This window comes from Deinococcus phoenicis (genome assembly GCF_000599865.1).
GTDB lineage: Bacteria > Deinococcota > Deinococci > Deinococcales > Deinococcaceae > Deinococcus > Deinococcus phoenicis.
Window position 1 is genome coordinate 59729 of sequence record NZ_JHAC01000042.1, and the last position, 17339, is coordinate 77067.

General features: G+C 71.4%; 18 protein-coding genes. 8 read left to right on the forward strand and 10 right to left on the reverse strand.

Annotated features, from left to right (window positions below):
* The first annotated feature begins 423 nt into the window (after positions 1-423).
* Positions 424-921 (forward strand): hypothetical protein, encoded by a 498-nt coding sequence (locus DEIPH_RS13100; RefSeq protein ID WP_034358820.1) that lies wholly within the window; start codon positions 424-426, stop codon positions 919-921.
* A 66-nt stretch (positions 922-987) separates the two neighbouring features.
* Here DEIPH_RS13100 and DEIPH_RS13105 read toward each other — a convergent pair whose 3' ends face one another.
* Positions 988-1890: a DUF4384 domain-containing protein gene (locus DEIPH_RS13105; RefSeq protein WP_034358822.1), complete on the reverse strand. Its 903-nt coding sequence runs from the start codon at positions 1888-1890 to the stop codon at positions 988-990.
* Between the two features lie 180 nt (positions 1891-2070).
* Here DEIPH_RS13105 and DEIPH_RS13110 point away from each other — a divergent pair, with 180 nt between their 5' ends.
* Positions 2071-2622 (forward strand): hypothetical protein, encoded by a 552-nt coding sequence (locus DEIPH_RS13110; RefSeq protein WP_235183243.1) that lies wholly within the window; start codon positions 2071-2073, stop codon positions 2620-2622.
* Positions 2619-3884: a sensor histidine kinase gene (locus tag DEIPH_RS13115; RefSeq protein ID WP_051517365.1), complete on the forward strand. Its 1266-nt coding sequence runs from the start codon at positions 2619-2621 to the stop codon at positions 3882-3884. Before DEIPH_RS13110 ends, DEIPH_RS13115 begins: the two co-directional genes overlap by 4 nt.
* A 45-nt stretch (positions 3885-3929) precedes the next feature.
* Here the strand turns inward: DEIPH_RS13115 and DEIPH_RS13120 are convergent, their stop codons facing one another.
* Entirely contained in the window at positions 3930-4949 is a 1020-nt protein-coding gene (locus DEIPH_RS13120) for a CAP domain-containing protein (RefSeq protein ID WP_235183244.1), read from the reverse strand.
* Between the two features lie 61 nt (positions 4950-5010).
* Positions 5011-5586, reverse strand: a complete 576-nt coding sequence (locus DEIPH_RS13125; RefSeq protein ID WP_034358826.1) for an RNA polymerase sigma factor — start codon at positions 5584-5586, stop codon at positions 5011-5013.
* A gap of 115 nt (positions 5587-5701) precedes the next feature.
* On the opposite strand from DEIPH_RS13125, the gene DEIPH_RS13130 reads away from it, so the two are divergent.
* On the forward strand, positions 5702-6049 hold the full coding sequence (locus DEIPH_RS13130; protein ID WP_051517366.1) for an FUN14 domain-containing protein: 348 nt from the start codon (positions 5702-5704) through the stop codon (positions 6047-6049).
* A 15-nt stretch (positions 6050-6064) separates the two neighbouring features.
* Here DEIPH_RS13130 and DEIPH_RS13135 read toward each other — a convergent pair whose 3' ends face one another.
* Entirely contained in the window at positions 6065-7339 is a 1275-nt protein-coding gene (locus DEIPH_RS13135; protein ID WP_034358828.1) for a HAMP domain-containing sensor histidine kinase, read from the reverse strand.
* Entirely contained in the window at positions 7336-8019 is a 684-nt protein-coding gene (locus DEIPH_RS13140; RefSeq protein ID WP_034358831.1) for a response regulator, read from the reverse strand. The genes DEIPH_RS13135 and DEIPH_RS13140 overlap by 4 nt, the downstream gene beginning before the upstream one ends.
* Before the next feature lie 177 nt (positions 8020-8196).
* On the opposite strand from DEIPH_RS13140, the gene DEIPH_RS13145 reads away from it, so the two are divergent.
* Complete coding sequence (locus DEIPH_RS13145) at positions 8197-9627, forward strand: TolC family protein (protein WP_034358888.1); 1431 nt, start codon at positions 8197-8199, stop codon at positions 9625-9627.
* Positions 9624-10667, forward strand: coding sequence for a TolC family protein (locus tag DEIPH_RS13150; RefSeq protein ID WP_034358833.1), 1044 nt, complete (start codon positions 9624-9626; stop codon positions 10665-10667). Before DEIPH_RS13145 ends, DEIPH_RS13150 begins: the two co-directional genes overlap by 4 nt.
* Positions 10668-10785: 118 nt before the next feature.
* Here the strand turns inward: DEIPH_RS13150 and tsaB are convergent, their stop codons facing one another.
* Positions 10786-11385 (reverse strand): tRNA (adenosine(37)-N6)-threonylcarbamoyltransferase complex dimerization subunit type 1 TsaB, encoded by a 600-nt coding sequence (gene tsaB, locus DEIPH_RS13155; RefSeq protein WP_034358835.1) that lies wholly within the window; start codon positions 11383-11385, stop codon positions 10786-10788.
* 105 nt (positions 11386-11490) lie between these two features.
* Here tsaB and DEIPH_RS13160 point away from each other — a divergent pair, with 105 nt between their 5' ends.
* Positions 11491-12633 carry a citrate/2-methylcitrate synthase gene (locus DEIPH_RS13160; RefSeq protein WP_034358837.1) on the forward strand — a complete coding sequence of 381 codons (1143 nt, stop codon included), beginning with the start codon at positions 11491-11493 and terminating at the stop codon, positions 12631-12633.
* Positions 12634-12709: 76 nt separating this feature from the next.
* On the opposite strand, the gene DEIPH_RS13165 is transcribed toward DEIPH_RS13160, so the two are convergent.
* The 4 genes from DEIPH_RS13165 to DEIPH_RS13180 form a co-directional block, all read right to left on the reverse strand.
* Positions 12710-13156 carry a hypothetical protein gene (locus tag DEIPH_RS13165; RefSeq protein WP_034358839.1) on the reverse strand — a complete coding sequence of 149 codons (447 nt, stop codon included), beginning with the start codon at positions 13154-13156 and terminating at the stop codon, positions 12710-12712.
* A 247-nt stretch (positions 13157-13403) separates the two neighbouring features.
* The gene (locus DEIPH_RS13170; protein ID WP_034358840.1) at positions 13404-14387 is read right to left on the reverse strand and encodes an MBL fold metallo-hydrolase; all 984 of its coding nucleotides are present in this window, start codon (positions 14385-14387) and stop codon (positions 13404-13406) included.
* 32 nt (positions 14388-14419) lie between these two features.
* Entirely contained in the window at positions 14420-14884 is a 465-nt protein-coding gene (locus tag DEIPH_RS13175) for a metallophosphoesterase family protein (protein WP_034358842.1), read from the reverse strand.
* Between the two features lie 78 nt (positions 14885-14962).
* On the reverse strand, positions 14963-15571 hold the full coding sequence (locus DEIPH_RS13180; protein WP_235183245.1) for a hypothetical protein: 609 nt from the start codon (positions 15569-15571) through the stop codon (positions 14963-14965).
* Between the two features lie 87 nt (positions 15572-15658).
* On the opposite strand from DEIPH_RS13180, the gene DEIPH_RS13185 reads away from it, so the two are divergent.
* On the forward strand, positions 15659-17284 hold the full coding sequence (locus DEIPH_RS13185; RefSeq protein WP_034358846.1) for a beta-alanine-activating enzyme beta-propeller domain-containing protein: 1626 nt from the start codon (positions 15659-15661) through the stop codon (positions 17282-17284).
* Positions 17285-17339 lie beyond the last annotated feature (55 nt).

The window sequence follows — 17339 nt, forward strand, 5'->3', positions numbered from 1 at the left end:
GTCCGAGGGGGCAGGCACCGCAGCGGACTTCGGCGGTGTTTTGGACTTGGACTTGGCGGTGGGCTTGGACATGGGGAGAGCCTCCACAGGCAGGGGAGAGGACAGAACGCGGGCCGCGCCGGCCAGCACCAGAAAGGAGAGCCGGAAGGGAAAGCCAGGAGGGGAAAAAGGTCGCAGCCGGGCCGGGCGAACGCTACGGCGCTCGGCGCTGGTTCAGCAGCCGCGCCGGACGGTGCCCGCCGAGGAGGCCGGGAACGGGGGAGGGGCGCGGAGGCATCGGCATAGGGCGCAGAAAAGCAGAGCAGGAGCGGGGACAGCCCCCTGGCAGGGGCCACCCGGAAGGGGAAGTAGGCCCAGGGTAGCAGATGCCCGGTGGGCGTCGTCTGGCCTCCCGGGTCCTGCCTGCGGTGTGTACACTGCCCTATGCGACCTGCGCTGCTCCTGCTGCCGGCCCTGCTGACCCTGACCGGCACGGCCCACGCCGACCACCAGCAGGGCAACCTGCGGCCCCTGACCGCCGCCGACCTGTGCCCGCCCACCTCCTACGTGTACCTGGACGATCAGGAACAGGAAGACCTGGAACTGAAGGTCGACGAGCAGCTCATTCGCTACGCCACGCTCTACGCCGTTCCCTTCGGGGATCCCAAAACCTGCACGGTGGCGCAGCTCTACAACGTGGACGCTTTCAGGGCGGAGGACGGCCGCGTGCTGTACTCGCTGAGCTTCAGCCTGGAACTGCTGAAGGACGCCCGGATCACCCTCGGGACCCGGACGCTGACGGCCAGCCACCTGCAACTCTGGTCCACCGCCGCCTATGGCAGCCTGCCCGGGGTGAGCGCCCTGGCAAGCGCGGCCGCCGAGAACGCGCGGACCTCCTACGAGGACTTTGCGCTCGCCTGGAAGGCCACCCACGGCAGGTAAGCCCACATCAGAAGCGCGCCGCCCCGGAGAACTGGGGCGGCGCGCTTCTGATGTGTTTCGGTGTATTCAGCGGCGGGTGATCTGCACCTCGAAGCGGCTGCCCTTCTGCTTCACTTCCAGCGTGGCGCGGCGGCCTCCCTGGCGGAACTCGCCCCGGAGATGGTTGCCGTTCTGACGGGCCGAAACCTGGGTGTAGCCCTCGGCCCGCAGGCGGCCTGCGTACTCGGCATACACGCTTTCCAGGCTGCTGCGGCGCTCGAAGCTGGTCTGCCAGTCGCGGCCCTGCCAGTCGCCGCTGGTCCAGACCGGAGCGGGGCGGACGGGCTGAATGGGCGCGGGGCGCACCGGCGCGGGCTGGCTGGGCGCGGGCTGCACGGTGACGGACTGCGCGCTGGCCGTGCGGCCTGCCACGTTGTAATACGCCGTGTCACTGACCCAGCTTCCCTGATCCACCGGGTTGACCACGATGCTCAGCGCCTGCGCCAGCCGCTCCTGGCCCTGCACGTTCACGGTGGCGAAGCTGTTCTGCTGCGTCTTGAAGGTGGCGATCTGGTCCAGGTTCAGCGGGGTGCGGCTCGCCAGGGCCAGCACCTTGTTCAGGCCGTAAGGCGCGGCGATATCGAAGGTGAAGGGGTCACCGGACGCGGGAAAGGCGCGGGTGGTGTTCGCCTTCTGGAAGTTCGCGCCGCCCTGGTAGCGGTTGGGCAGGATCAGGTCCACCCGGCCCTGCGGGTCCACGTTGAACAGGTAGACGTAGGCGTCCTGGTTCACGCTGGTGTAGAGGCGGATGCGCTCGCCGGGCGCGTAGCTGGGCACCTGCTGCCCGCTGCCCCGGTCGGTCCAGACCTTGACGTTCAGGCTGCTCTGAACGGGGTTCACGATGATGCTCTGCGCGCTGATGACGGGGGCGGCCCCCGCCGTGCCGATCAGGAGGGCGCTCAGGGCCGTAACAGAGAGGAAGGCTTTCATGGCCTCACTGTGCCTGGGCCAGATGACCCCAGCCTGACCCCTTCTTCAGAAGCGGTGGTGGCCCCCTCACGGCGATTTCATGTCTGCGGCCCGGGCCAGAGACTTCCCCGCGCGGCCGAACCCGGTTGCTGCCCACCCCGTCAGCTTGAGGTGACCCCCGCATCCACACTAGATTGGGGTGTGCGCCCACAAGTCCGTGCCCTGCTGCCTCTGCTGTTTCTCGCGTCCGGCCTGGCCCTGGGGGCGCAGGACGGCGCGGGAAAGCCCGGAAAGCTCACGCCCTTTCCCTACAGCCACCTGGCGCGTCCCCTTCCCCCCCTGAAGCCCGGGGAACAGGTGCTGCTGACCCTGGAGGGCCGGGGCCGGACGCAGGTCTTCACGCGCGCGCAGCTCCTGGCCCTGCCGACCGTGCGCTACGCGACCGAACACGCGCAGCTGCACCGCACCTTCACCTATGAAGGCGTGCCCCTGCGGGACCTGGCGGTGCGGGGCGGCTTCGCCGGGCAGGACCTGCGCCTGTATGCCACCAACGGTTTCGTGACCACCATCCGCGCGCGGGACTACATGCAGGCGCCCATCATGCTCGCGCACACCGCCGATGGCCGCCCGATTCCGGTGCTGGAAAAAGGCCCGCTGGCCGTGGTGTTGCCGCCCGATCCGCAGCGTTTTCCCGCCCGGCTCTACGGGGCGGCCTGGGTGTGGTTCGTCGAGCGGATAACGCCCGCGCCGTGACGCCGGCCTTCCCGGACGCGCGCCCCGTTCACCGCGTCTCTCCGGCTGTGGGGGTGCGGGAAGTGATTCTCGCGGCCCTGCCCGCCCTGCTGACGGTGGCGCTGCTGCTGCTCGCCACGCAGCCCGCCTACCGGACGCTGATCGAGAACGGGAACGGCTGGACGCCCTACGCCTATCAGGGCCTCACCCAGGACGTGCAGTCCTATCAGGTGGCCCGCCTGGACCCGGCCCTGAGCGCGGCCGAGCGGCAGATGCGCCGCGAGGTGGCCCTCTCCAGCGCCGGCAATCCAGCCCAGTTCACGATGCTGGCGGCCGTGGAGGCGCGCGGTGACGCCCGGCTGGAGCGCGTGGCGGCGCTGCTGCGCCGGGACACGCCCACCAGCGTCGCGGCGGCGTCCCGCGAGGCCATCCGGCTGACCGCCCAGGCGGGCGACCTCGCCAACGAGACGAAGGTGCAGTACGTGCAGGCGCTGGAGGCGATGCGCCGCGCCTTGATCGCCACCGCGCTCGCCACCGGCATCCTGAGCATGCTGCTGACAGTGCGGGCATTGCTGCTGTGGCGCACGGAACGCGAACGCCGTGCCCGCCGCGAGGCCCGCCAGCGCGAGGCCCTGAGCCTGGCGAGCCATGAGCTGCGCCGCCCCCTCCAGTCCCTGCTGCTCGCCAGCGACCTGCTGCGCCACGCCGACACGCCCGAGCAGCGCCAGCACCTGCTGGGCCTGATCGAGGACAGCGCCACGCAGCTCGCCAGCCGCGCCGACCTGACGCGGCTGCAAGACCTGTATCTCGACGTGACCCTGCGGCTGTCCCGCCCCGACCTGCGCGTGCTGGTGCAGCGGGTCGCCGGGGGGCGCGTCACGGCCCGGGTGCCGGGGTCGCCTGTCCCCTGGGCGGTGGACGCCGACCGCCTGCGGCAGATTCTCGAGAACCTGGTCGAGAACGCGGTGAAGTACACCTCCGGCCCGGTCGAGCTGACCCTGGATATGCCGGGCGGCCAGCCCGAGATCACGGTCCGGGACCACGGCCCCGGCATGCCCGCCGAGCTGCGCGAACGGGCCTTCCTGCCCTACGAGCGCGGCCCGCGCGGCCTGACCGAGGGCCAGGGCCTCGGCCTGTCGCTGGTGCGCCGCTATGCCCGCGCGCACGGCGGCGACGTGACGCTGGAAGACGCCCCAGGCGGCGGCACGCTGGTCCGCCTGACGCTGGGCGAGCCTCCCCTGGTGGAGCAGGCCGGTCAGGCCAGGGTCAGGCGCGGAGGCTGAAGCCTGTTCGGCCGGCGCGCCGGGCCACCGGGCAGCGTCACGGGGTTACTGGGCCGGGGTAGCGAACACCTGGGTCCAGTAGCGCCCATACGGGCTGTCCGGGCGGTTGACATAGGCCACCCCCAGCCGCGTGAAATCGCCCATGATGTTCCGGCAGTGACCGGGGCTGCGCAGCCAGCCCCGCACGACCTCCTCGGGCGTCTCCTGGCCTGCGGCGATGTTCTCCGCGCTGGCCCGGACGCGCAGGCCGGTCGCCTGCACGCGCTGCGCCGGGGTGCTGCCGTCCAGGGCGCTCCTGTGGTCGAAGTACCCGTTCAGGGCCATGCCCGCCGACTGGGCCAGCGCCGCCACCTCCAGCTGAGGGTCGCGGGCCAGAGGGGGGAGGGCCGGACCGCCCTCACGCAGGGTGGTGCAGTTCCAGCCGCGTGCCCGTGCCTGATTGGTCAGGCGCAGCACCTCGGTCTCGAAAGGCACGCTGCCGGGCAGTGGCGCGACGCGGAAAGCCACGCTCCGCTCCAGCACGCCGCTTTCGCCGGGCAGGCGCACGGTCGCCCGGTAGGCTCCGGCCGCCACCGGGACCGGGCCAGCACCCACCGGACGGCCATCCAGGGTGAAAGCCGGCGTGCCGGGCCGGTAGGCCACGCTACCCGCCGCCGAGAGCCGCACCTCGCCGCGCCCCAGCAGCACGACCAGCTCGGCGTGTTCGGGGCCGCCGCTGAGCACTGTGACCGGGCCGCTGGCGGTGGCGCGCGGCTGCCCGCGTTCGTCCAGCAGCCGCGCCCGCACCGTGTATGTGCCCGCCCGGTAGTAGGTGTGTGCCGCCGAGGTTCCCTGGCCGCTGCCCCCGTCCCCGAAGTCCCACTCGACGCGGTATCCGGCAGGGGCCTGCGCCGTGAAGGCCACCGGCAGCGGCGCGCGGCGCTCCTCGTTCATCGAGAAGCCCACCCGGAACTCCACCGGCGGCGCGGCACAGGCCCCCAGCAGCGCCGCCGAGGGCACGCCCGCCAGCAGCAGCGCCAGCACGCCGCTCCTCATCCAGTCCCGGGCGTTCCGAACTTCTCTCACCCCCTCAGGCTAGCGGGTCCTGCGGGCCACGCGCCGTGAGGGAAGCCACGCGCCCGGCCCCTCAATGCACGTCGGCCACGTCGGCCAGCAACTCGGCCAATTGTTCCTTGGCCCGGAAGACGCGGCTCTTGGCGGTGCCGACAGCCACACCCTGAATCCGGGCAATCTCGTCGTAGGGCAGGTCCTCGACGAAGCGCAGCACGACCGCCTCGCGGTACTCCCCCGGCAGGCGCATCAGGGCGCGCTGCACGCGGTCCTGCGCGTCGGCACTCTCGGCGGCCTGGACGGGCGAGCGGGCGCCGCTGGTGACCTCGAAGCCCACGTCCTCGCGGGCCTCTTCCAGGCTGAAGCGCTGGAGCTGCTTGCGGCGGTGCGACTCGATCTGGGTGTTGCGCGCCACCTGATACAGCCAGGGCAGCACCCGCTCACCCTCCCGGAAGGTCCGGATACTGCGCCAGGCGCGGTAGAAGACCTCCTGCGTCAGGTCCAGCGCGTCCTCCGCGTTGCCTTCCAGACGGTACAGGTAGGCGTACATGCGGCCCTCATAGGCGCTGACGAAGGCGTGCCACGCGGCCTCTTCCCCGGCGGTCAGGCGGGCGAGCAGCTCGGGCGTGAGGATGTCCGGCTCGGGAGTCACGTCGCTCCCACCATACCGCCTGCCCGGCCCCCGCGCGTCAGCCCTTTGGCGGAAGCCGTCTGTGCGAGGCTGCAAGACCCCCGCAAGCCCCATTCGGCGCTAGCATGCGCTGTCCTTGCCCCCCGATCCCCTTTCGTCCGCCTCCATCACCGCTGCCCTGCGGCCCCTGCTCCCCGACCTGAGCGTGGGCGCGCTGCTGGGGTTTGCGACCGGCCTCGCGCTCAGGAAGGTGGGGCGCGCCGCCCTGGTGGCGCTGGGCCTGCTGTTCGTCAGCGTGCAGGTGCTGGCGTATTTCGGCTTCCTGACGGTGAACTGGCCGCGCGTGCAGGCCCTCGCGGACCCCTGGCTGCGGCAGGGCGGCGAGGTGGGCGGCGCGTGGCTGGGCCGCGTCCTGACGGCGAACCTGCCCTTTGCCGGGGCCTTTACGGCGGGGCTGCTGGTGGGGCTGCGGGTGCGGGGGTAGAGAGGCGCCCGGCCGTCAGTGGGCCTCGCGGGGCAAGACGACCGTGAAGCGGGCGCCGCCCAGGGGCGAGGCGGCGGCGCTGGCCTGCCCGCCGTGGGCGCTCGCCAGCGCCCGCACGATGGCGAGGCCCAGGCCGCTGCCGCCCGTGTCGCGCGTCCGGCTCTCGTCGAGGCGGGTAAAGCGCGTGAAGACCGTGTCGCGCAGGCCCTCGGGGATGCCGGGGCCATCGTCGTCCACGTGCAGCCGGGCGCACTCCGGGCTGACCTCGACGCGCACGGTCACCTGGCTGCGGGCGTGCCGCAGGGCGTTCTCGACCAGATTGGCGGTGACCTGCCGCACCCGGTCCCGGTCGGCGGTGAGGGGGGCCGGGTCCGCCGTCAGGCTCAGCCGGATGCCGCGTGCCCCGGCGCGGTCGGTCAGGTCGCGGACCACCTGCCCCGCCACCTCGGCCAGGTCCACGCTCTCGGCGTACAGGCCCAGCCGCCCCGCGTCGGCCAGCGTGAGGGTCCGCAGGTCGCCGACCAGGCGCGTGAGGAGCTGCGTCTGTCCGCTCAGCAGCGCGATCTGGCCCGCGTCCAGCGGATAGACGCCGTCTTCCAGCGCGTCCAGCCGCGCCTGCATGATGGCGATGGGCGTGCGCAGCTCGTGCGCGATGTCGGCCACGGCCTGCTGCCGCTCGCGCTCCAGCGCCTCCAGATTCCCGGCCATCTCGTTGAAGGTGCGCGCGAGGTCGGCCACCTCCCGGTCCCCCTTCAGGACCGGCGCGCGCGAGGTCAGGTCGCCGCTCGCCAGCCCCGCCGCCGCGCGCGACACCGCCGTGATGGGCCGAGCCACCCGGCGCGCGAGCAGCAGGCTGAGGGAGGCCGCCGCCGCCGCCGCCATCAGCCCGCCCTGCACCAGGCTGGTCTGCACGTTGCGCACAAAGCCCTGCGCGCTCGGCCGCAGCACCGCCGGGATGCCGCCCCCCGGAGGACGGTCCACGTCTGTGCCGGAGGGCGGTTCGGCGCTGGCGCTCCCCGCCACAGCCGGGGGACCAGTCTCCGCCGACCTGGGCGCGCGGTAGGGCGGGGGCGGGGGCTGCTCGCCCCGCCGCTCGGCTTCCTGGCGGGCACGCAGGTAGGCTTGCACCTCGGGCGGAAGCCGCGCCACCTCCTGCCGGACGGCGAGATTAGAGAACAGGAACATGCCCCCCACCGCCAGGCCCACGACCAGCAGCATGGAGAGCAGCAGCGTCACCGCCAGGCTCGGCCCGTGCCAGCGGGCGGCCCCCCGGGGCGTGGGCCGGGTCAAGCCGGGGCCTCCAGGCGGTAGCCCACGCCGCGCACCGTGTGCAGCAGCTCGCCCGCCCGCGCGGCGTCGAGCTTGCGGCGCACGCTCGCCAGGTGGGCGTCCACCACCCGCTCCAGGGCGTCACTCTCGGGCAGGGCGGCCGCCAGCAGTTCCTCGCGCGTGCAGGCCCGCCCCGGCACCTGCGCGAGGTGCGCGAGCAGCCGGAATTCGGCGGGGGTCAGGCTGAGCGGCTGGCCGTTCACGCGGGCGCGGGCGGCGCGGCGGTCCACCTCCAGCGGGCCGACCCGCAGCGGACGTTCGGGGTCCCCCTGGGACGCCTGGACGCGGCGCAGCACGGCTTTCACGCGCGCCATCACCTCACGCGGACGGAAGGGCTTGACCACGTAGTCGTCCGCGCCGAGTTCCAGCCCGACGATCTGGTCGCTTTCCTCGGCGCGGGCCGTCACCAGGATCACGGGGGTGGGGCCGTCGGCGCGCACGGTCTTGAGCACGTCCAGGCCGCTGCGCCCCGGCAGCATCACGTCGAGCAGGATCAGGTCGGGGTGGGCGGCGCGGTAGGCGGTCAGCGCCGCGATTCCGTCCCCGGCGCGCTCGGTGCGGTAGCCCTCCTGCCGCGCGTAGGCTTCCAGCACCTCCGCGAGTTGCGGTTCGTCCTCGACGATCAGGATCAGGGCGCTCATGCCTCTATGGTAGGCAGCGGCGGCGAAGGTTCTGCGAACGTGCCCGCCGCGCCGCGTCCGGGTGCTGCGCCGCCTTCCGGACGTCTGGGTGCGGCCCGCGCGGCCACCCGGCCGTCTTCGACAAATCTTCAAGAAAGGTTCGCCGGGCGTTCGCGGACGCGCGGCAGGGTGAACACCATGACCAGTCCTCCCCCCCGCCGGCCGGTTCCCAGGGCGCTGACGCTCGCGCTGCTGCTGGGTACGGGCAGCGTGCAGGCCCAGACCGGAGCGGCTCAGCCCGGAGCAACCGCACCGGCGCAGGCAGCGTCCGCCAGTGCCCCGGCCAGCACCCTGACCCTGGACGCCGCCCTGGCCCGGCTCGCACAGGCACCCAACGTCACGCAGGCGCAGCTCAGCGTGCAGGTCGCGCGGCAGAACCTGGAGGCGGCGCAGAAGGCCCTGGGGCTGAGTGTCAGCGTGACCGGGAACGCCAGCTATGCGGGGGCCTCGACCGCGACCGCTGCGGACGGCACGACAACCACCACCGCGAGCAGCCTGGGCGGGAGCGCGGGCGTGCAGGCCAGCCTGGGGCTGCTGCCCTGGTCGAGCGGACAGGCCAGCCTGCGGGCCGCACAGCGCAGCCTGGCGCTGGCCCAGGCCAACCTGGCGGCGGCGCAGGCGAGTACCCGGCTGAACGTGTACCAGCAGTACCTCGCGGCGGCGGTGGCCCAGCAGGACGTGACGCTGGCGGGGCAGACCCTGACGCTGCGCCAGCGCCAGCTGGAAATCGCCCGCACGCAGCGCGCGCAGAACAACGCCACCGAGGAGGGCGTCCTCACGACCCAGGCGAATGTGCAACTCGCCCAGGGCGCGTTGACGGAGGCGCAGAGCAACCTGGAGAGCGCCCGGCTGAACCTGGCGGCGGTCCTCAATCAGAATCTGGCCGGAGTGACCTTCTCCACGCTGCCCCCCGGAGCCTTCACCCTGCCGGACCTGAACACTCTGGTGGCCCGCGCGCGCACGAACACGGTAGACGTGGTCACGGCGCAGAACAACCTGGCCGCCGCCCAGGAGACGCTGGAGGAGCAGCAGCGGGACCAGCGCCTGCCCGACCTCACCGCCAGCCTGCGCTACGGCCCGGCGGGGAGCGGCGGCCTGAGTGCCAACGTGGATATCAAGGCGGGCACGGCGGGCGTGGGCTACGCGGTGCCGCTGGGATCGTCCTCGGGGAGCGCGAGCAGCAACCGGGTGGTCGCCAGCGTGAGCGGCAGCTACGTGGTGTACTCGCCCGCCCTGCGCGCCCAGCTCGCGGCGGCGCAGGCGAACGTGACCCAGGCGCAGCTCACCTTGCAGGTCGCCCAGCAGAACGCCGAGTTGAACGTCCGCACGCTCTACTCTGCGGCCCAGACCAGCCTCACGGCGTTGCAGGCCAGCAGCACCCAAGTGGAGGTCGCCCGCGTGGCCCTCGGCACGGCCCAGGCCCGCCTTCAGGCTGGAACAGGCACCGCCGAGGACGTGACGGCGGCCCAGCTCAGCCTGGACCAGGCCGGACGCAACCTCGTGCAGGCCCGCGTCACCGCCCAGCTCGCCCTCATTCGACTCGTGAGTACCGCCGGAGGCACCCCTTGAACCGCATCCCCACCCTCACCCTCGCGCTCGGTCTGACCCTGCTCCTGCCCACCGCCGCCGCGCAGTCCAGCGTCACCGTTACCCAGGCCGTGCAGGCCGCGCTGACCAACGGCACGGACGTGCGGACCGCGCAGGCGAATCTGGACAAGGCCACCGCTGGCAGCAAGGCCGCCCAGGCCGACCCCAGCACGCTCGCCGCCGCGAAGCTCGCCGCCCAGCAGGGGCAGACGCTCGCCACGCTGCAACTGCGCGCCGCGCGGCTCTCGACGCTGCAAAGCGCCGTGAACGCCTATACCGCGCTGCTGGAGGCGCAGGAGAACGTGGAACTCCAGACGCTCCAGACCCAGGTGGACCAGAAGGCCGTGCAGGTCGCGCAGGTCAAGCTCAGCGTGAGCAACGCCACCGCGCTCGACGTGCAGAAGGCGCAGAACACCCTCTCGGGCAGCATCCAGGACCTCGCGGACGCCCGCGCTCAGGTGAACCTCGCCTCGGCGCGGCTGGCGAGCCTGACCGGGTTGCCCACCGGGGTTCGCGCGGCGGGCCTGGGCACGCTGCCCACCCTCAAAAGCACCCTGGCGCAGTTGAAAACGGGCCTGAACAACAACCTCACCAGCGTGGTGAGCGCGGGGAACGACGTAACGGCAGCGCAACTGAACGTCAAGCTCTACGACAACGACTTCACGCCCGCCCGCACCTTGAGTGACGCCCGCACCGCGCTCGCCAACGCCCAGCGCACCCTGGACGCCGCGCAGAAGAATGCGAACACGGCCCTCTCTGCCGCGTACCAGACCGCCCAGAACGCCGCCGAGCAACTCAAGGTCGCCGCGAGCCGGGAGGCCGCCGCCCTGAAAACCTACAACCAGGACGCCGCCCGCCTGAGAAGCGGCACGATCAGCGCCGTGGACCTGCAACAGTCGCAACTGGCACTGAAACAGGCGCAGTTCGCCCGCCTGCAGGCCCAGGACAATGTGCTCGAAACCCTCGCGGCGTTGTCGGTCACGGCGGGTCAGAACCTGACCGGGATCGGCGGAACGTTGTAACTGCGGGCATTCACTGACCGGAAGAAGCGGGGGAGGCGCAGGCAGGCGCTTCCCCTGTTTTTTTGCTCGCCGTCTTTTGCTGGCCGCCGACGCGCCCCCGTGCCTGCGGGTCCTGCGCCTACAGGTACGCCAGCGCCCAGTCCGTCTTGCCGTGGTCCAGCCCGGCCCGCAGCAGCGCGAGGCCGTCCGGGGCCACGTCCCGGTGGTGGGGCAGCCCCACTGCGAGGGCCTCGAACTCCTCCAGCGGCCGTTTTTCGGGGGGGTGGATGACCCGTGTGACCACGCCCCCGCGCACCTCGTACACCGCACCGTAGACATTGCCGCGCCGGGCGTCGAGCGAGACGGCCACCTGACCTTCCGGCAAGTTCCCGTCCCCGCCGCGCACCAGGGCTTCCAGGGTGGGCACGCCGCGCACCTCGGCCCCCCAGGCCCGCCCCAGGCCCAGGGCATAGCTCGCCCCGACCCGGACCCCGGTGTACGACCCCGGCCCAGTCCCGATCACGATCCGGTCGGCGCGAAAGGGCAGACCAGCCTGGTTAAGCAGCCCCCGCACCGCGTCCGCGAGGCGTTCGGCGTGGGCGCGGCCCACCTCCTCCGAGAAGGTGGCCTCCCCGCCCGCCCAGGCCAGGGCCAGGGTCAGGAAGGGGGTGGCGGTGTCCAGGGCCAGGGTGACGGGGGCACCGGGCGCGGGGGAGGCAAACGGAGGCTGGGCGGTCATCGCCGGGCATTGTAGGCCGCTGGCCCCGGCCCGCTGTCACCGGCATGGGAACGTCGCCGCCGCCGGATTTGGTGCGTGACAGCCCGGTGGTATGGTGAGCGCACCATGACTGACACCGCCAACATCGCCAAAGGGCTGGAAGGCGTTCTTTTCACCGAGACCAAGCTGACCTTCATCAACGGCTCGGAAGGCATCCTGACGCACCTCGGCATTCCGATCCAGGAGTGGGCCGAGAAAAGCAGCTTCGAGGAACTCTCGCTCGCCCTGCTCGACGGCGAGCTGCCCACCGCCGAGGAACTGGCGAAGTTCGACGCCGACCTCAAGGCCAACCGCGCCGTGCCGCAGGCGCTGCTCGACGTGATCGCCGCGATGCCCCGCGGCATCCACCCCATGCAGGCGCTCCGCACCGCCGTCTCTTACCTGGGGCTGCTCGACGCGCAGGCCGAGGACACCAGCGAAGAAGGCCGCCGGGCCATCTCCATCCGCCTGATCGCGCAGTTCGCCACCATCATCGCGGCGATCAACCGCGCGCAGGAAGGCCAGGAGATCATCGCGCCGCGCATGGACCTCACCCACGCCGGGAACTTCCTGTACATGCTGACCGGCAAGGAACCCACCGGCGAACAGGCCCGCCTCTTCGACATCGCACTCGTCCTGCACGCCGATCACGGCATGAACGCCAGCACCTTCACCGCGATCGCCACCGCCAGCACCCTCAGCGACATGTACTCCTGCATGACCAGCGCCATCGGCGCGCTGAAGGGGCCGCTGCACGGCGGAGCCAACGAGGCCGTGATGGACATGCTCGACGAGGTCGGCACGCCCGACCAGGCGGGGGCCTACATCACCCGCAAGCTCGACAACAAGGAAAAGATCATGGGTGTCGGGCACCGCGTCTACAAGTACTTCGACCCCCGCTCGCGGGTGCTGCGCGACTACGCCGAACACGTCGCCAACAAGGAAGGCAAGAGCAACTATTACCAGATTCTCGAAACCATCGAGAAGATCGTGGTGGACCGCATGGGGGCCAAGGGCATCTACCCCAACGTGGATTTTTACAGCGGCACCGTCTACAGCGACCTGGGCATCAAGAAGGCGTACTTCACGCCGATCTTCGCGCTGGCCCGCATCAGCGGCTGGTGCGCCAGCGTGATCGAGTACACCCGCGACAACCGCCTGTTGCGTCCCGACGCCGTGTACACCGGCAAAGTGGACCAGCAGTATGTGCCGCTGAAGGACCGGGCGTAAGGCTTACCGGGAAGGGGGCGCAAAGCAGAAGGCCGGGGCATCACGCCCCGGCCTCTCTGCTGCCCCCTGCCCGCCCTCAGGCACTCATGCCCTTGCTGCCGTGCAGCGTCCGCTCGACCGCTTCCGTGACCTCGGCCTCGAAGCGGCGCAGGTGCTCGCGCAGGCGGTCGAGTTCGGCGGGGCCGAGGTCGCGCAGCCACAGCACGGCGCGGCCCAGCACGGCAAAGGTCAGGGGCGCGTCCTCCTCCGTGTCCTCCTCGTCCACCGGGTCGAGGTTCAGGGCGCCGTAGTCCAGGCCCTGGTTCAGCAGGTTCATGCCCATCAGGATGTCCGGCAGGGCGTCTTCCTCGACGTACAGGTCGAGGTCGAGGTGCAGCCGCACGATCACGCCCCCCTGGTGGTCGGCGTCGGCAAACAGGGCCACGCGGCTTTCGCCGTTGCGGACAAGCGCGCCGTCCTCGACCGGCTCGACGGTCATGCCGCTCGCCTGGAGGGCACTCACGATGCGCTGGAGTTCCGTCATGCGGGCGAGTATAGAGCGTGGGCCGGGGACAGACGGGTGACCGAACGCCATTTCCGGCCCGCCCCCAGCCGTGGTCCTCATACGGATTCCGTCCGATGCTTTCCTGCCGGGACAACACCGGAAGTCCATCCATCTCCCAGAACCCGTATTCTCTCCTTCTCGCGTCGTCGCGAACAGACGCCCATCAGGACGCTGCGCCTCCCGCTCGGATGGAATCACTCCGTCAACGGTTCCATCGGAGTCCGTCTCAGCCGTGATAGACCCAGCGGTCCCCCTGCCAGGTCCGGGCCAGTTGTCCCAGCAGGTGCAGGTGTTCGGCGTGCGCCAGCGTCTCGGCCAGCGCGAAGCGCCGCCCCGCCGTGTTCAGGTCGCGGTTGAACATGGCGAGGCTCAGGTCATACGCGCTGCGGGGCTGCCGGGCCGCCTCCGCCCGGATAAAGTCCAGCCGCTCGTGGTGGTGCCCCCGCAGTTCCCGCGCGCGGGCCTGCACGCCCTCCATCACCGGGCCGTGGTGCCCGACCACCGCGCGGGCCGGGTTCAGCGCCTCGAGCTTCCCGAGGGTCTGGAGGTAGTCGCCCAGCGGGTCGGGGCGGGTGTAGGCGTACAGGCCCACGTTCGGGCTGATCCGGGGCAGGATGGCGTCCCCGGCGATCAGCAGACTCTCGGCCTCGTTCCAGAGGCCCAGGTGTCCGTCGGCGTGGCCGGGCAGCCACAGCACCTCCCACTCGGTCCCCGCCAGCGGCACGTGTTGGCCCTCGCGCAGCGGCTGCACGAGGCTGGCCGGGTGAACACGGGCGCGGCCCCGGCGGCTGTCGAGTTCCAGCGTCTCCAGCAGTTCGGGCGGCAGGCCGTGGTCCTGCATGTGCTTGATGTGGCCGGGCAGCCATTCTTCCCACATGTGCCAGTAGCGTTCGCCGCGCCCGATCTCCACGTCGAGCATCTGCACCGCCGCGCCGCTGCGTTCCTCCACCACGCCCGCCAGCCCGTAGTGGTCGGGGTGGTGGTGCGTGATGATCACCCGCTCGATATCCGGCCAGTGCAGGCCCAGCGCCGCGAGGCCGTCCTCGATGGCGGCTCTGGCCTCGGGCGTGTCGAGCGCCGTGTCGATCAGCGTCACGGGACCGCCCGTGTCGATCAGCACAGTGACGGTCTTCATCGGGTAGGGGATAGGCACTTGGAGGGCGTGCAGCGTGCCGTGGACGCGGGTCGGGGCGAGGTCGGAGGCGGTCATGCCCGGAAGGCTACCACCGCCGGCGGGGGGCTTCAGGGCAGCAGGGTGACCGGCTGGGCCTGGACCTGCCCTTCATGGAGGTGCAGCCAGGCGCACGCGACCGGCAGCCGGAACCGGCGCGGGCCGACCGAGCCGGGATTCAGAAAGGTCACGCCGCCGCGCTGCTCCAGCCTCGGCGCGTGCGTGTGCCCCGAGATCACCACCCCGATGCCCGCCGCCTCCGGGGAGAGGTCGAGGGCGTGCAGGTCATGCAGGAGGTACACCCAGACGCCGCCCAGTTCCAGCAGCAGCGTTTCCGGCAGCCCGGACAGGGGAGGGGTGCGGTCCACATTGCCGCGAATGGCGTAGACGGGAGCGGGCGTGGCCGCCCCCAGGGCCGTCAGGACTTCCGGCTGGCCCACATCGCCCGCGTGCAGCACGGCGCCGGCCTCCCGCGCCAGCGCCAGCACTTCGGGCCGCAGCAGGCCGTGTGTATCCGAGATCACCAGGGCGCGCATGGACCGAGTGTAAAGGCCACCAGGACCATGAGAACCGCGCCCCGGTGAAGGGGGCGCGGTCCAGGCAAAGAGGGTCGCTCAGAGGCGCTTCATGATGGCCTGGAGGCTGGCGCTGTCGGCCCAGCTCATGCCCTTTTCCACGTACATGCGGGCCATCTGCTTGTCGCCGCGCTGGAGCGCGATGTAGGCGAGCTTGGCGGCGCTGAGGGACGCCCACTGCTTCTCGGTGTCGTTCAGGGTGCCCAGGCGGTTCCAGGCGTTGTAGGCGTTGATCCACCACTGGGTCTTGGTGTAGAGCTGCGCCAGGTACGCCTGGTAGTCGCGGTTACCCGCGTCCATGCTGGCGGCGTAGTAGGCCGAATCCACGGCGGCCTTCCAGAGCGTGCGGTCGTAGAAGGGGACCGGGTAGGCTACGTCGGCCTGCACCGCGAACTCCTGGGCGCGGGCGAAGTTGTCGGTCGCGCTCATGCTGGCCGGGTTCGCCATGTTCATGTCCTGCATGGTGGTGCCGGCCGTGCCGGTGCTGGTCGTCGTGGTGCTGGTTTCCGTCGTGCTGGTGTCGGTCGTGGTCGTGCCCGTGTCGGCGGGGGTCGTCGTCTCGGCCGGCGGCGTGGTGGGCGTGGTGGTGTCCTGCGCGGCGGCGAGGCCAGCGAGCGCGAACGCGGTCAGCATGAGAATCTTTTTCATAACGAAATGCATCTTAGGACGCTACCCTGACAGCCGTCCATTCGCCCCCACACCCTGTAAAGGGACTGTAAAGGAGCTTACCTTCACATGAGGAAAACCCTCGCCTTCTCATTCATTTTTCTGCCATTCACTCTCATCCAGGCCAGCGCGCAGTCCACGCCGCAGGTCAGTTGGACCAGAGACCTGAAGGTGCTGTCCAGCGTGGCGATCACCGACAGTGGCGACCTGGTCTTTGTCGGCTCGGACGCGCGGATTCACCGCACGGACGCCAGTGGGGCCGAGAAGTGGAACTACGCGGCCGGAGACATCGGCCGCGCCCATCCCATCGTGACCCCGCAGGGAACCGTGATCGCGGCCTCCTACGACGATCAGGTGTATGCCCTCGACGCCTCGGGCAAGCTGCTGTGGAAGACCAAACTCGACGGCGACGTGTTCGCCAGCCCCGCGCTGAGGCCGGACGGCAGCGTGATCGTCGCCACGGCGGGGGGGAGCGTGTCCGCGCTCTCGCCGCAGGGGCAGGTGCTGTGGACCTTCAAGGTGGGTGCGCCCGTCTTCAGCAGTCCTGCCGTCGCGGCGGACGGCAGCATCTATTTCGGTGGACAGGACAGCCAGTTGCACGCCCTCACGCCCGACGGGAAACTGAAGTGGACCTTCCGGGCGGGTTCGCTGGTGTTCAGCAGCCCCGCCCTGGACGCGCAGGGGAACGTGTATTTCGGGTCCAGCGACCGCCGCATCTACTCGGTCGCGCCCGACGGCAAACAGCGCTGGGTGCGGCCCACCGGCTTGTTCGTGAACGCCAGCCCCATCGTGACCAGCGGCGGGCTGGTGGTGGTCGGCAGCTACGACGGCAACGTGTATGCCATCAACACCAGCGGCGAGGATGAGTGGACCTACCCGGCGGGCGCGCCGGTCGCGGCGGCGGCGGCGGAACTCAGTGACGGCAGCGTGGTGGTGCCCGACCTGAGCGGCACGGTCCACGCCATCGGCACGGCGGGGCAAGCGCTCTGGAAGATCAGCAGCGGCAAGAAGATCGACACCAACGTCGCCGTGAGTGACCAGGGCGTCCTGTATTTCGCCACGGAGGGCGGGGGTCTGAACGCCATCCAGAAGCAGGCCCCGCTGGCCGACGGTCCCTGGACCAGTTTCCGCAGCGTGCCTGCCGGGTGGGGCCGCGTCCTGAACGCGCAGGAGGCCCAGGCCCGCACCGCCGCCAAGCGGGCCGCCGCGTCCGCCGTGCTGGCGCGGCAGCCGGGGGGCCGCCCGGTCCCCACGGCCCCGGCCACGCCCCGTCCTGTGCCGCAGCCCACCGTCACCCCGCCCGCCCCGGCGCGCACACCCGAGCAGTATGCGCAGGCCGCCGGCGAGGGGGCGCGCGCGCTGGGCGGACAGGTGTACCTGCCGCTGACGGAGGTGGCGGGGGCGTTGGGCACACCCGTCGGGCTGCTCACGCCGCGCACGGCGACCCTCGCCTTCCCGGCCCGGGGCACGGTGCCGGGCGGCCCACAGGCGGTGCCGGTGCGGTACATCGACCGCGCCGCGTTCGTCCCGCTGGCTGCCCTGGCGGACCTGCCCGGCGTGTCTCTCGCCGCCCGCCGCGCCCCCGCTGGTGTCGTCCTGACCCTCGGGGAGCGGAGCCTCACCCTCCCGGTGAACGTCCCCGCCCTCACGCCGCTGGTGGCGCAGCCCGAGTTCCCGACCCTGGTGCGCCGCTGAGGACAGGGGGCCAGGAACAAAGAAAAAACCCGCCGCTGTGGCGGGGTTTTTTTTT

Bases quoted from the DNA above. Each gene is read 5' to 3' on its own strand.
- DEIPH_RS13180 (WP_235183245.1), bottom strand. From the start codon at position 15,571: ATGAAAAAGATTCTCATGCTGACCGCGTTCGCGCTCGCTGGCCTCGCC.
- DEIPH_RS13100 (WP_034358820.1), top strand. From the start codon at position 424: ATGCGACCTGCGCTGCTCCTGCTGCCGGCCCTGCTGACCCTGACCGGC.
- DEIPH_RS13105 (WP_034358822.1), bottom strand. From the start codon at position 1,890: ATGAAAGCCTTCCTCTCTGTTACGGCCCTGAGCGCCCTCCTGATCGGC.
- tsaB (WP_034358835.1), bottom strand. From the start codon at position 11,385: ATGACCGCCCAGCCTCCGTTTGCCTCCCCCGCGCCCGGTGCCCCCGTC.
- DEIPH_RS13145 (WP_034358888.1), top strand. From the start codon at position 8,197: ATGACCAGTCCTCCCCCCCGCCGGCCGGTTCCCAGGGCGCTGACGCTC.
- DEIPH_RS13175 (WP_034358842.1), bottom strand. From the start codon at position 14,884: ATGCGCGCCCTGGTGATCTCGGATACACACGGCCTGCTGCGGCCCGAA.
- DEIPH_RS13170 (WP_034358840.1), bottom strand. From the start codon at position 14,387: ATGACCGCCTCCGACCTCGCCCCGACCCGCGTCCACGGCACGCTGCAC.
- DEIPH_RS13165 (WP_034358839.1), bottom strand. From the start codon at position 13,156: ATGACGGAACTCCAGCGCATCGTGAGTGCCCTCCAGGCGAGCGGCATG.
- DEIPH_RS13140 (WP_034358831.1), bottom strand. From the start codon at position 8,019: ATGAGCGCCCTGATCCTGATCGTCGAGGACGAACCGCAACTCGCGGAG.
- DEIPH_RS13185 (WP_034358846.1), top strand. From the start codon at position 15,659: ATGAGGAAAACCCTCGCCTTCTCATTCATTTTTCTGCCATTCACTCTC.
- DEIPH_RS13160 (WP_034358837.1), top strand. From the start codon at position 11,491: ATGACTGACACCGCCAACATCGCCAAAGGGCTGGAAGGCGTTCTTTTC.